Below are 12,840 nucleotides of genomic sequence, written 5' to 3' on the forward strand. Positions count from 1 at the left end.
TCATGTTCCCTGGTTTTTATGCGATCTCGGCGCCGGATCGGCCGGCCGTGATCATGGCAGACACGGGGCGGACCCTCACCTATGGCGAGCTCGAGTCCCGTTCGACCTCCATCGCGACCGCACTGCACGACATGGGGCTGCGTAGGGGCGATGTGGTGGCATTGCTTTCGGACAACACTCTTGAAGCCTTCGAGATCTATTGGGCGGCAATCCGGTCAGGCTTGTATATAACTGCGGTGAATTGGCACCTGGCAGCGGAGGAGGCTGCCTACATTGTCAACGACAGCGGTGCACGTGTGCTGTTTGCCTCCGCGGGAGTTGGCGAGCTTGCACAGAAGATTGGATCGCTTACGTCCGCTGTCGGCAGCCGTTATTCGTTCGGCGGTCACATCGCTGGCCACGAGCCGTATGAAGTGTTGATAGAGGGCGCCGGTGCCGCACTTTCCGACCAGCCCCGGGGCGCCGAGATGCTCTACTCATCGGGAACTACGGGGCGCCCCAAGGGGATCAAGCCGCCGCTGCCCGACTGGCAGGTCGATCAGCCGGGCGATCCGTTGGTGAACATGCTGCAACACGCATTTGGGATTTGCGCTGCCGATAGATACTTGTCTGCGGCTCCGCTCTATCACACGGCGCCGCTCAAGTGGTGCGGCGGTGTCCACTCGCTAGGTGGCACCGTGGTGCTCATGGAGAAGTTCGATCCGGTCAAAGCTTTGGCCGCGATCGAGAACTACCGAATCACCGTCACCCAAATGGTGCCCACGATGTTTATCCGGATGCTGCAGCAGGCCGAGGGGCTGCGGCAGGCATTCGACACTTCGTCTTTGCGTCTTGCGGTGCACGCTGCTGCTCCATGTCCCCAGGACGTCAAGGAAGCCATGATCACCTGGTGGGGGCCGATCGTGGTGGAGTACTACGGAGCCACCGAACAGCACGGCGTCACCATGATCAGCAGCGAACAATGGATGGCGAAGCGGGGTTCGGTTGGCAGGGCTGTGCTCGGCGTGCTCCATATCTGTGGAGACGACGGCGCGGAGCTTCCCCACGGCGAGGTCGGCACTGTCTACTTTGAACGCGATATCCTGCCGTTCGAATACCACAATGATCCTGAAAAGACCAACGAGGCAAGGCATCCGAGGTATAGAAACTGGTCGACCGTTGGAGATATCGGCTATGTCGACGGCGACGGATACTTATTCCTCACTGATCGCAAGGCCTTCATGATCATCTCTGGCGGAGTGAACATATACCCGCAGGAGATCGAAAATGTTCTTGCGTTGCATCCAAAGATCGCCGACGTTGCCGTAATCGGCGTGCCCGACCCTGAGATGGGCGAGCAAGTCAAGGCCGTTGTTCAGCTCAGAGACGGTTTCGTCGGATCGGATGAGCTCACATCTGAGGTGATCGACTATGTGCGCGAACGCATTGCGCGCTACAAGGCGCCGCGGTCGGTCGATTTCGTTGATGAACTTCCCCGGCTTGCTACCGGCAAGCTGGCCAAGGGAAAACTATTGCAACGCTACGCGGAGGCAGGAACATGACGGTTCAAGCACAAGCTCTTGGAAGAACATTCGATCCCGTGAGCATCTCACCACTGAGCTTTTGGGAGATGACCAACGAGGAGCGGGAGGTCTCGTTCAAAATTCTGCGTGATGAGCGGCCCGTCAGCTGGCATCCGCCGATCGAGGGCGCATTGATCGCCCCCGAGGTGGACGGTGTGTGGGCGGTCACTCGCCATGAGGACATCGCCTACGTGAGTAAGAACCCAGAGCTGTTCTGCTCGGGGCAAGGTGTCATGATCGAGGCGCTACCTGAAGATGTCTTGGAGGCAGTCATGTCCTTCCTGGCGATGGATGGTGCAGAGCACTCCAGCACGCGTCGGCTGATCAGCTCGGTCTTCACTCCACGGCAGATCGCCAAGATCAAAGATCAGATCGAGAATCAAGCGGTCGCGATCGTGGACGACCTGCTCAAAACCAAAGAAGGCGACTTCGTCGAGCAGGTTTCCAAACGACTGCCCATGTGGACGATCTACGAGATGATCGGACTGGCACCAGAAAAGCGCGAGAATGGTGCGCACCTGGCCGATGCCATCATGGGGTGGAACGACGCCGACGTGGCCGCCGGCCGCGAGCCCGGCGAAGTACTGATCGACACTCTGGTCGGCCTGCTCGAGCTGAGCCTTGAGCTGACGGAGGAGCGCCGGGCGCGTCCCCAAGGCGATATCGCCAGTCTGCTGGTTGAAGCCGAGATCGACGGTCGCAGGCTCACCGACGAGGAGATCGCGGCCTTCTTCGTGCTGTTGTCGGTGGCCGGCAACGACACGACGCGCAACACTGTGTCCTTCACTACCATGGCATTTCAGCAGTTTCCCCAACAGCGCGCCCTGCTCGAGCAAGACTTCGACGGGCGGATCAAGGTCGCCATGGACGAGTTCGTCCGCTGGTCGAGTCCCATCTCAACCTTCCGGCGCACCGCCACTCAGGACACAGAGATCAAGGGCGTGGAGATCAAAAAGGGTGACTGGGTCGTGATGATGTACGGCTCAGGCAATCGCGACGAGCGCGTCTTCGATAACCCCAACGTTTTCGACATCACGCGCACTCCCAACCCGCATGTCGCATTCGGCGGCGGCGGCCCGCACTACTGCATGGGCGCCTTCTTGGCCAGAATGCAACTCGAGGCGCTGTACCGGCAGTTGATCTTCCGGGCACCGACGCTGCGCGTCGGCGAACCAACCTACATGACAAGCAACTTCGTTAGGGCCGTGAAATCGCTGCCCTACACCCTCACCTGATCGGAGCGTTCATGTTCGAATTCACCGGGAAACGCTATGTGGTCACCGGCGCGGCCTCAGGCATCGGACAAGCAGTCGCAAAGCAACTGCTGGTAGCTGGGGCCGATGTAACCAGCCTGGACCGGAATACCCCGAAAGCATTGGTTAACAAGCATATTGAGGTTGACCTGGCCAGCCCGCACAGCATTGACGCTGCCCTTGAATCCTTGGTCGGTCTGTACGACGGCCTGATCAACGTGGCAGGTATTCCGGGGACCGCGCCCGCCGACCTGGTGTTCGCCGTGAACAGCCTGGCGGTACGCCACCTCACCGAGGCATTCTTCGAACGCCTCATCGCCGGTGGCTCGGTGACCATCGTGTCCTCGACCGCTGGATTCGGTTGGGCCGAAAGGCTTGAGAGCATCCGTGACCTGCTTGCCACCGACACCTTTGAAGAAGGCGCGCAGTGGTTCAAAACCCATCCTCAGGATGGCAATGCCTACAACTTCTCTAAGGAGGTCACGACCGTCTACACCATGTCGATGGGCTTGGCCATGTCGCAAATGGGTCTGCGCATCAATGCAGTGCTTCCGGGCCCGGTGGAGACACCGATCTTGGCGGACTTCGAAGAGTCAATGGGCAAAGAAACGCTGGACGGGCTCAAGGAACTGCTTGGCCGTCATGCCAATCCGGATGACATCGCTGAAGCTGTCCTGTTCCTGGCCTCCGATGCCGCACGCTGGATCAACGGCCAAGCGATCGCGGTGGATGGCGGCATCACCGGCGCTGTGGCGACAGGCGTTGTGCCTACCCCGGACTTCTGAGGAGAATCAGTGACTACCCATTTCCCGATTAAGTCCGATGATGTGGTGGCTGGCGGCGGAGTGTTGGGCGATCTGCGGCGCATCTTCGCCACCGGGCGCACCCGGTCGTTCGAATGGCGGATTCGCCAGCTCGAAGGCATTGAAAACCTATGCCGGAAAGAGGAATCGGCAATCGCGCAGGCCTTGGAACACGATCTTGGGCGCAATTCATTCGAGGCGTGGATGGGCGATATCGCCTCAACCATGGGTGAGGCGACCTTCGCGCGAAAGCATCTCAAGCGGTGGATGCGTCGTCGGCGTCAACCCCTCCCGCTTACTCAGCTCCCGGGGCGCGGCTGGGTACAGTACGACCCGTTGGGTGCAGTGTTGGTGATCGGGCCGTGGAACTATCCCGTCTACTTGAGCCTGGGCCCGTTGGTAGCGGCAGTTTCCGCGGGGAACTGCGCTGTGATCAAGCCGTCGGAATATGCCCCCGCGACATCCGCCCTGCTGGCCAGGCTCATCCCGCAGTACCTGGATCCTGAGGCGATCCGTGTGGTAGAGGGTGATGTGCGGGTGACTCAGAGCCTGATCTCTGAAGGGTTCGACCATATCTTGTTCACCGGCGGAACTGAGGTCGGAAGCAAGATCATGGCTGCCGCCGCGCCGACGCTGACACCCGTGACCCTTGAGCTCGGCGGCAAGAGTCCAGTCATCATCACTGCCGATGCGGACCTCGATGTCGCGGCCCGGCGAGTTGTCTGGGTCAAGCTGCTCAACTCAGGCCAGACCTGCATTGCACCGGACTATGTACTGGTCGACAGCAAGGTCGCCGACAGCTTCATCGAGAAGGTCGTATCGACGATCGCCGATTTCCGCTCGGGGGAAACTATTTTGGCCCAGCGAATCGTGAACTGGAGACAGTTCGAGCGGTTACAGAAGCTAATCGGCACGACCTCCGGCAGCGTGGTTTACGGCGGTGGTGTGGATCAGGAGCGATTGAGTATCGAGCCCACCATAATCGCGGACCCTGCGCCTACCGACGATGTGATGACGCAGGAGATATTCGGCCCGGTACTGCCCATCGTCCGTGTTCAATCATCAACGACTGCAGCACAATTCGTTAATTCGAGACCGAAGCCACTGGCGCTCTATGTATTCGCCGGAAGTCAGCGCGCCGGCCGCGCACTTATCGACACTATTCCGTCGGGCGGTGCAGTCATCAATCACGTCGCTATGCACTGTTTGGTCCCGCAGCTACCGTTTGGCGGTGTCGGAGCCAGTGGGATGGGGTCCTACCACGGCCGCTGGGGATTTGAGACCCTGAGCCATCGCCGTGCTGTGCTGGCCAAACACACCAAGCCGGATCCCGCAGTTATGTACCCACCCTATTCGAACCGAGCGATAGCGATCATGAGGCGGTTGCTCTGATGAGCGTGCGTGTAGACCGGACTAAATGCTCGGGGATCGGCCTGTGCGAGATGACCGCACCCGCGGTGTTCGAGATCGGTGATGACGGCCAATCTCACGTGCTCGTCGAGGACCCTGCAGATGGTGAGTACGCGGCCGCCGTTGAAGCCGAGTCGAATTGCCCAGCTCGAGCTATTTCCATCGAGGAATGAGCTGTACGGCGCTTCATCGCCCCGAGCCCCCTGTTTGTTTCACCTAGGAGTCAACGATGGCTTTCGTCATTACCCAGAACTGCTGCACGGACGCCAGCTGCGTTCCAGTCTGTCCAGTCGACTGCATTCGTCCCATTCCGAGCGAGGACAGTCAGCCCGCACAGATGCTCTACATCGACCCGGACACCTGTGTCGATTGCGGTGCATGCGTCGAAGCATGCCCTGTCGATGCGATCTACCACGAGGACGAGTTGCCCGATGACCAAACGCCCTACCGGGAGATCAACGCAGACTACTTTGTGGGGCAACCGCTGGCGATCAGGCCGATAACTCCGGTTGGCCGGCCGGACCCCATTGAACGCGGCGCGTTGCGTGTCGCCGTGGTCGGTGCGGGCCCGGCCGCGTGCTATGCCGTATCTGAACTGGTGCGGGTCAAGGGCGCTGTGGTGAATCTCTTCGAGAAACTGCCTACCCCATACGGTTTGGTCCGCTTTGGTGTCGCACCTGACCATCAACGCACCAAGGGAGTGATCGCAAGCTATGAAACAGCTCTGAACAATCATGACGTGAGTTGCTTCTTCAACGTCGAGGTGGGCCTCGACCTCAGTCACAGTGACCTTCTCGATCACCACCACGCGGTGATCTACGCGGTGGGGGCTTCGAAGAGCCGAGACTTGGGAATTCCCGGTGAGCAGTTGTCCGGCAATCATGCGGCCGCCGATGTGGTGGGTTGGTACAACGGGCACCCTGATTACGCTGATCTCGACATAGACCTGTCCGGTCAGCGGGCGGTGATCGTAGGCAACGGCAATGTGGCGCTGGATGTAGCGCGAATGTTTGTGATGAATCGTGACGATCTGGCCACCACTGATATAGCAGAATACGCCTTGACTGCGTTGAACACGAGCTCGATTGAAGAAGTGGTGGTTCTGGGTCGCAGGGGTGCAGCCGATGCCGCATTCTCGATAGGGGAGTTGCTCGCGCTCGGGAACCTTCGTGACGTCGACGTGATTATTGAGGGCGATATCGGAGAGCGGCCCGATGACGGATTTGACCGAACGCTGAAGCACGACACCGTCCGTCGATATGCTGATCGGTCGACCACCGCCGGAAATCGTCGAATTGTATTGAGGTTCAACACAAAGCCGGAAGAATGCATCGGAGAGCACGCGGTTCGCGGGCTGTTGGTGGCCGATGACAGTGGGCAGTCCAGCATCGAGACGTCTTTGGTGCTGCGGTCGATTGGCTATCGGGGTGCACTCGTCGATGGGCTGCCTTTCGATCAAGAATCGGGAACTGTACCCAACGAGGCCGGCCGGGTGGTCGGCGACGACGGCGAAATGGTGTCCGGGGTGTACGTGACAGGCTGGATCAAGCGTGGCCCCCGCGGTGTCATCGGCACGAACCGGATCTGTGCGCATGAGACGGTTGGCGGTCTTTTCGATGACTTCCACAAGGGCGTGTTGGTCCGGGAGGTGGCAGACAATAAGTCTCTGGAAAGTCTTCTGGATTCACGCGGTGTCGACGTTGTCGATTTGGGCGGCTGGCGCGCCATCGACACTTTCGAGCGTGAGCAGGGAGCGGCTGCGGCCCGTCCGCGGGTCAAGGTAGTGGAGGTTCCTGCGTTGTTGGCTGCCGCACGGGCGCAATAGAAGAGCGCTATGTCGGATATGGATCTGTCGACGCTGCAGCGTCGTTTCGCCGGATCGTCGACGACCATCGCCTTAGGCGATGGGGTCGGGGCGGTAGGAGCCCTGGCAGATGGAACATCGTTGTGTGAAAGATTGAGTCACTTCGCCGATGACGTTGGCTCGGTGTCGTTGATCCTTGGGTGGACCCCCACATCGCTGTCGGGCCTGCGGCCGGATGCTTTCGCCCGGATATTCACCCTGATGCCGGGATGGGGAGTGCGAAGCCTGCTGACTCGCCCGGCAACACGCTCGCTGCCGACCAGCATGGCGGCAATTCCCGCACTCTTATCGGGGCATCTGCGACCCGATGTCCTTATTGCCAGGATGACTGAACGCCACGACGGTCTGCATTTCTGCACCGAAGTATCCTGGCAGCAAGCGTTATTCGACGCAGGTGTCGAGATATGGGCGGTGCTGGACAGATCCGCGAATACGGCTAGCGCCGAGAACCCGATCAGTTCAGATGCGGTGACGGTGATTGGGTATGCGGGGGATCGGCCGGCGGAGGTGCCGCCGCGCCCTCCGGATCCGATCCATGAGGAGCTGGCAGACAGAGTGCTGAGTCTTGTTCCGGAGGGGGCGAGGCTGCAGTACGGTCCGGGCCAACTGGGAACTGCTCTGCTCGAACGTGTGGATCGACCCATCGGCATCGACACGGGGCTGCTCACCGATGCCGTGATTTCCCTGGAGCGTAGGGGATTTCTGCTAGGGCAGCCGTCTGCAACGTATCTGCTGGGCAGTGATGAGCTCTACGACTGGGCTGACGGACGGCCAATTCTCCGCGGCATAGAGCACAGCCATGATATGACCCGGCTGTCTCGGGGTATGCCGTTCGTTGCGGTCAACACCGCTATCGAGATCGATGCGGTGGGACAGGTCAATGTTGAGGGCGTTGGCGACAAGGTGGTGGGTGGTATTGGTGGGCACCCCGACTACTGCACGGCAGGGCGGCTGAGCCGAAACGGTCTGTCCATCATTGCGGTGCCGTCGCGATTTGGTGGCCGCTCGCCGTTGGTCGACACGCTCAGCAGGCCAGCATCTACGCCTGCGCATGATGTGGAAATTGTTGTGACTGAGCATGGTTCGGCCGACTTACGAGGGGCGGATTGGGCGCAGCGGCGTCGGCTGATCGCCGAATTGTTCAACCTGGCGACCTGAACTGTCCGGTTGCACGAGCTTACGCCCGGTGCAGTATGCGGTTTCGGTGGCTCCGCCGACTCCGGCCGTGCAGAGGATGACGGGTTCGTAAGTGGTTGACGACAGGTTGGCGGGCGTAGATCATGGCTGCACTCACGGTGCCTTGGTAGTTTGTGGGCGGATTGTGAACAGGTGGGCCGGGTTCGTAACGAGCGGCAGTTAGGCAACAACGAACAATACGACGGTGAACACCATTCTCTCGATATGGGCGCCAGCACCCATATCGACGGCGCCCCAAGAGCACCGATGAACTGTGCGCCTGCCACGATGGCGGCTATCGGGAACGGTGGCTATACCGATTTCTTGGGGGTCGATTGCACAAGCGAGCGCTTTGCGTGACCTCGGAGCGGATCAGGTGGTGCTGTGCAGGCCCGAAGGAGTGTCAAAATTGCAGGGATCTATAGGCTGCTGGGCCGTATCTCACAAAGTTTCAACATAACTCAGGAACCGGCTGCGATACTGCGCCCAATGATCTCTTTCATAATCTCGGTGGTTCCGCCGTATATGGTTTGAACCCGAGTATCGAGATACGCACGGGCAACAGGATATTCGGTCATATAGCCATAGCCGCCGTGTAGTTGTAGGCATCGGTCCAGCACGCGTTTCTGGAGCTCACTCATGTACCACTTGCCCTTAGCTGCGTCCACAGGGGTGAGTTCACCTGCGTTATAAGCCAATACCGATCGATCGACGTAGGTCTGCGCGATATCGATTTCCGTGGACATCTCGGCGAGCTCGAATCTGATGTGTTGTTTATCTGTCAGCGGACCACCGAATGCTTTGCGCTGCTTGCAGTATTCCACAGTTGTATCGAATATCGCACGCGTCGTGGCAATCGATTTGGCTGTCACCCCCAGGCGTTCGCGGGGGAGATGGCTCATTAGATACTGCAGTCCGCACCCTTCCTCGCCCAGTAGATTCGCATCGGGCACGGTGGCGTCACGGAAGTACAGTTCCGCGGTGTCTTGTGCAGGCAGCCCGATCTTGTCCAGCTTGCGGCCACGCTCGAAACCAGGGGTGTCACGTTCAACGACAAACAAGCTGAAGGCGTGCGAACCGCCCTCCGGCTTGGTCCGCGCTGCGACCACGACCACGTCGGCCATGATCCCGCTGGAGATGAAGGTCTTCTGCCCATTGAGGATCCACGTATCTCCCGAGCGGCGCGCCGTTGTGCGGATACCGCGTAGGTCACTTCCGGCCTCTGGCTCAGTCATCGCGAGAGCTCCGATGAACTCGCCTGAGGCGAACCCCGGCAACCAGCGGTTCTTCTGCTCGTCGTTGGTCAGATCGAGTAAGTAATGCAGGACGAGGTCGTCTTGCAGGCTCAACGTCAGGCCGAACGACAGCGCATTGACGCGTGAGACCTCCTCGCATACCACCATGCGGTATCGATAGTCAGGTTCTCCTGCGCCGCCGTATTGCTCGCCAATCTGCAGGGCGTAGAGCCCCGCCTTGGCGGCGCGCGAGAAGACTGTTCGATCGATCCAGCGTTCCTGATCCCAACTGTGTTGATTCGGGACGACCTCACGCGTCAGGAATTCTCTCACCGTCTCGCGGTACGCCTCATGGTCCGGCGTATACAGGGAGCGTTGCATCGCTCAAAGCCTTTCGATGATGGTGACGTTGGCCTGCCCGCCACCTTCACACATGGTCTGCAAGCCGTATCGGCCTCCGGTGCGCTCCAATTCGTGCAGCAGGGAAGTCATCAGTCGGGCACCCGTGCATCCAATGGGGTGGCCGAGTGCGATAGCTCCGCCGTTCGGGTTGACCTTCGCCGGATCGGCCTTCAACTCGGCAAGCCAGGCAAGCACGACAGGAGCGAACGCCTCGTTGATCTCGACAACATCGATGTCGTCGATCGACATACCGGTGCGCTTGAGTGCGTGCTGTGTGGCGGGAATGGGGGCTGTCAGCAGCATGACGGGATCTGCCCCGAGCGCAGACAAGTGATGAATCCGCGCACGCGGAGTCAGCCCGAACCTGTTGACGGCGTCTTCAGAGGCGATCAGGAGTGCCGCCGCCCCGTCAGAGATCTGACTCGCGACAGCGGCGGTGAGTACGCCACCCTCGACGAGCGTGCGCAGGCCAGCCATCTTCTCCAGGGACGTGTCTGCTCGAGGTCCTTCGTCAATGCTGATTCCCGCATAGGGGGTGATCTCCTTCGTGAACCGCCCGTCGGCCATGGCTGCAAGAGCCCGCTGATGGCTGGCGAATGCGAAACGTTCGTTTTCCTCGCGGGTCAGATTCCACTGGCTGGCAATCAATTCCGCGCCACGGAACTGAGAGATCTCCTGATCGCCGTAGCGTTCGTGCCAACCTTCGCACCCGGTCCATGGGTCTGTCGAACCGTATGCTTCCCCAGCGCCGAAAGCGCACAGAATGGGGAATTGGCTCATCTTTTGCACGCCGCCCGCGACGATGAGATCGGCGGTACCGCTCATCACGGCCTGCGCGGCGAAGTGCACTGCCTGCTGGGCGGAGCCGCATTGACGGTCAATGGTTACGCCGGGGACTGACTCGGGCAGGCCAGCTGCCAGGGCCGCAGTACGCGCGATATCGCCGGCCTGAGCCCCGATGTTGTCGAGGCAGCCAAGAATGACGTCATCGATGGCGGCCGGGTCGATGTCGTGGCGACCGACCACAGTCTTGATCACGTGTGCTGCCATATCTGCCGGGTGTATGCCGGCGAGGCCTCCGCCCCGTTTTCCGACCGGGGTGCGGGTGGCGTCGACAATGTAAGCCTCAGTCATGCGATTAATCTAACATAGAATCAAAAATGTACTCGATTATTGATGACGCACCGTGCGGGGCTTATTTCCTGCTCTACGTTGACTTGCGGCGAGACTTCGGTTGAGGCGAGCTCAGGCCATGTCGGACGAAAATTTGTGCGTTGGAGACGATTGTGTCGATCGAACTGCGTCGGGGGTCCCACCACTCGGCGGCCCAGTTGAGCGCACCCATGACGAGGGCTTGGGCCAGGGGCGCGTTGAGGTCGCTGCGGATCTGTCCTTCTGCTACAGCGTCATTCATTAGTTGGCGCCAGATGCGAGTGTATGCGGCTTCTTCTTTCCGCTGCCGTGCTCGCAGGTGTTCGGGTATCTGGCCGGAGTTCCGGATTGAAGCTCTGGCGTAATCGGACAGTTCCAGCTCATGGCGCAGATGTGACTGCACCGCAGCCATGATCCGGTCCATGGGTGACGTGCTTCGCGGGAGTTCTTTCAACTCGTCTTGCAGGAATCGGCGTAGATCGCTGATACCGCAGAACATGACTTCTTCGATGAGGTCTTCGCGTGAGGGAAAGTAGTAGTAGATCGCCGGTGCCTGCAGCTCGGCGTATTCGGCGACGTCGGTCAGCCGTGTGCCCGCATATCCCTTGACGCTCAGGACGTGCGCTGCCGCATCAAGGATGCGTGACCTGGTGCGCTGTGCTTTGGTGTCGCTGAGTTCGGGGGGTGTGCGCTTCCTCGGCATTGATTGATGATAGGAGGGCCTGGGGGCGTGGTGGGCAATGACACCAGATACGGAGGTGCAGGCGCCAGTATCCGTTGCACTTCGCGGGTTTAGATGCCGCCTCGGGCGACCAGTTGGTCGGCGATGACATTGCGCTGTATCTCATTGGTGCCCTCGCCGACGATCATGAGGGGCGCGTCGCGGAAGTAGCGCTCGACATCGAATTCTGTTGAATAGCCGTAGCCGCCATGGATGCGAACCGCGTTGAGTGCGATGTCCATAGCGGCCTCGGAGGCGAACAGTTTCGCCATGCCCGCCTCCATGTCGGCGCGCTCACCGCTGTCGTATCGGTCGGCGGCATGCAGCGTGAGTTGGCGAGCGGCCGTCAGCTTGGTCGCCATGTCTGCTAGATAGTGCCCGATAGCCTGGTGTCGCCAAATGGGCTTGCCGAAGCTCTCGCGCTCCTGTGCGTAGACCAGCGCATCATTGAGTGCTGCGGTCGCAACGCCCAGCGCGCGGGATGCCACCTGTATACGACCGGTCTCAAGGCCCTTCATCATGTGAGCGAAACCGCGACCCGGTTCGCCCCCAAGAATGGCGGAAATCGGGGCGCGGTAGTCGTTGAAAGACAACTCGCAAGACTCGACACCCTTGTATCCCAATTTGGGCAGATCACGAGATATGTTCAGGCCCGTACCGGGCTCCACCAGCACCACCGAGATGCCTGCGTGCCTGGGGTTCGCCATGGGATCCGTCTTGCAGAGCAACGCGATCAGTCCGGAGCGTCGTGCGTTGGATATCCAGGTCTTGGAGCCGTTGATTATGAGCTGATCGCCCTCTCGCCGGGCTACTGTGCTCATGTTCTGCAAGTCCGAACCACCGCCGGGCTCGGTGAGTGCCATCGTTGCGCGCAACTCTCCCGAAGCCATTGCAGGCAGGTACTTTTGTCTCTGTTCGGCGGTGCCGAACAGAGACAAAAGTTTGGCCACGACGGTGTGGCCGCCCATGGCGCCAGCCAGACTCATCCACCCGCGGGCAAGCTCCTGAGTGACAAGGACGTAGCAGCGAGTCGATACGGGCGTGCCGCCATACTCCTCGGGGACGGCCAGCCCGTAGATGCCGATGCGTTTCATCTGCTCTATCCACGCTTCGGGATATTCATTGGCGTGCTCAACTTCACGGACCGACGGTCGAACGTCGCGGTCAACGAACGCGCGGACGGTATCGACCAGCATGGTCTCTTCATCGTTGAGGAGAGTCGTCATGCTGGTAACGATACCTGTTTCTATTCCATATTAAAA

At 60.1% G+C, this 12,840-nt stretch carries 11 protein-coding genes; 7 read left to right on the forward strand and 4 right to left on the reverse strand.

The window, feature by feature from the left end; genetic code table 11:
• The first annotated feature begins 2 nt into the window (after positions 1 to 2).
• The 7 genes from B4393_RS09480 to B4393_RS09510 are packed head-to-tail and all read left to right on the forward strand — an operon-like array spanning position 3 to position 8,050.
• Positions 3 to 1,541, forward strand: coding sequence for an acyl-CoA synthetase (locus tag B4393_RS09480; protein ID WP_078333889.1), 1,539 nt, complete (start codon positions 3 to 5; stop codon positions 1,539 to 1,541).
• Positions 1,538 to 2,797: a cytochrome P450 gene (locus B4393_RS09485; protein ID WP_078333890.1), complete on the forward strand. Its 1,260-nt coding sequence runs from the start codon at positions 1,538 to 1,540 to the stop codon at positions 2,795 to 2,797. The genes B4393_RS09480 and B4393_RS09485 overlap by 4 nt, the downstream gene beginning before the upstream one ends.
• 11 nt (positions 2,798 to 2,808) lie before the next feature.
• Positions 2,809 to 3,600: a coniferyl-alcohol dehydrogenase gene (locus tag B4393_RS09490; RefSeq protein WP_078333891.1), complete on the forward strand. Its 792-nt coding sequence runs from the start codon at positions 2,809 to 2,811 to the stop codon at positions 3,598 to 3,600.
• Between the two features lie 9 nt (positions 3,601 to 3,609).
• Positions 3,610 to 5,010 carry an aldehyde dehydrogenase family protein gene (locus B4393_RS09495; protein ID WP_078333892.1) on the forward strand — a complete coding sequence of 467 codons (1,401 nt, stop codon included), beginning with the start codon at positions 3,610 to 3,612 and terminating at the stop codon, positions 5,008 to 5,010.
• Entirely contained in the window at positions 5,010 to 5,201 is a 192-nt protein-coding gene (locus tag B4393_RS09500; RefSeq protein WP_078333893.1) for a ferredoxin, read from the forward strand. Before B4393_RS09495 ends, B4393_RS09500 begins: the two co-directional genes overlap by 1 nt.
• 56 nt (positions 5,202 to 5,257) lie before the next feature.
• A complete protein-coding gene (locus tag B4393_RS09505; protein WP_078333894.1) occupies positions 5,258 to 6,853 on the forward strand; it encodes an FAD-dependent oxidoreductase in 1,596 nt (531 codons plus the stop codon).
• 9 nt (positions 6,854 to 6,862) lie between these two features.
• Positions 6,863 to 8,050 carry an acetyl-CoA hydrolase/transferase C-terminal domain-containing protein gene (locus B4393_RS09510; RefSeq protein ID WP_078333895.1) on the forward strand — a complete coding sequence of 396 codons (1,188 nt, stop codon included), beginning with the start codon at positions 6,863 to 6,865 and terminating at the stop codon, positions 8,048 to 8,050.
• A 479-nt stretch (positions 8,051 to 8,529) separates the two neighbouring features.
• Here B4393_RS09510 and B4393_RS09515 read toward each other — a convergent pair whose 3' ends face one another.
• From B4393_RS09515 to B4393_RS09530, 4 genes are all read right to left on the reverse strand, one after another.
• Positions 8,530 to 9,684, reverse strand: a complete 1,155-nt coding sequence (locus B4393_RS09515; protein WP_078293284.1) for an acyl-CoA dehydrogenase family protein — start codon at positions 9,682 to 9,684, stop codon at positions 8,530 to 8,532.
• Between the two features lie 3 nt (positions 9,685 to 9,687).
• Positions 9,688 to 10,839: an acetyl-CoA C-acetyltransferase gene (locus B4393_RS09520; protein ID WP_078333896.1), complete on the reverse strand. Its 1,152-nt coding sequence runs from the start codon at positions 10,837 to 10,839 to the stop codon at positions 9,688 to 9,690.
• A gap of 73 nt (positions 10,840 to 10,912) precedes the next feature.
• Positions 10,913 to 11,560, reverse strand: a complete 648-nt coding sequence (locus B4393_RS09525; protein ID WP_078333897.1) for a TetR/AcrR family transcriptional regulator — start codon at positions 11,558 to 11,560, stop codon at positions 10,913 to 10,915.
• A gap of 89 nt (positions 11,561 to 11,649) precedes the next feature.
• The gene (locus tag B4393_RS09530) at positions 11,650 to 12,804 is read right to left on the reverse strand and encodes an acyl-CoA dehydrogenase family protein (protein ID WP_078333898.1); all 1,155 of its coding nucleotides are present in this window, start codon (positions 12,802 to 12,804) and stop codon (positions 11,650 to 11,652) included.
• Between the last annotated feature and the right edge of the window lie 36 nt (positions 12,805 to 12,840).

This window comes from Mycobacteroides franklinii, assembly GCF_002013895.1.
In the GTDB taxonomy this organism is placed as follows: domain Bacteria; phylum Actinomycetota; class Actinomycetes; order Mycobacteriales; family Mycobacteriaceae; genus Mycobacterium; species Mycobacterium franklinii.

Coding starts and splice junctions, on each gene's coding strand:
- B4393_RS09480 (WP_078333889.1), top strand. CDS start 3: ATGTTCCCTGGTTTTTATGCGATCTCGGCGCCGGATCGGCCGGCCGTG.
- B4393_RS09485 (WP_078333890.1), top strand. CDS start 1,538: ATGACGGTTCAAGCACAAGCTCTTGGAAGAACATTCGATCCCGTGAGC.
- B4393_RS09490 (WP_078333891.1), top strand. CDS start 2,809: ATGTTCGAATTCACCGGGAAACGCTATGTGGTCACCGGCGCGGCCTCA.
- B4393_RS09500 (WP_078333893.1), top strand. CDS start 5,010: ATGAGCGTGCGTGTAGACCGGACTAAATGCTCGGGGATCGGCCTGTGC.
- B4393_RS09505 (WP_078333894.1), top strand. CDS start 5,258: ATGGCTTTCGTCATTACCCAGAACTGCTGCACGGACGCCAGCTGCGTT.
- B4393_RS09510 (WP_078333895.1), top strand. CDS start 6,863: ATGTCGGATATGGATCTGTCGACGCTGCAGCGTCGTTTCGCCGGATCG.
- B4393_RS09515 (WP_078293284.1), bottom strand. CDS start 9,684: ATGCAACGCTCCCTGTATACGCCGGACCATGAGGCGTACCGCGAGACG.
- B4393_RS09520 (WP_078333896.1), bottom strand. CDS start 10,839: ATGACTGAGGCTTACATTGTCGACGCCACCCGCACCCCGGTCGGAAAA.
- B4393_RS09525 (WP_078333897.1), bottom strand. CDS start 11,560: ATGCCGAGGAAGCGCACACCCCCCGAACTCAGCGACACCAAAGCACAG.
- B4393_RS09530 (WP_078333898.1), bottom strand. CDS start 12,804: ATGACGACTCTCCTCAACGATGAAGAGACCATGCTGGTCGATACCGTC.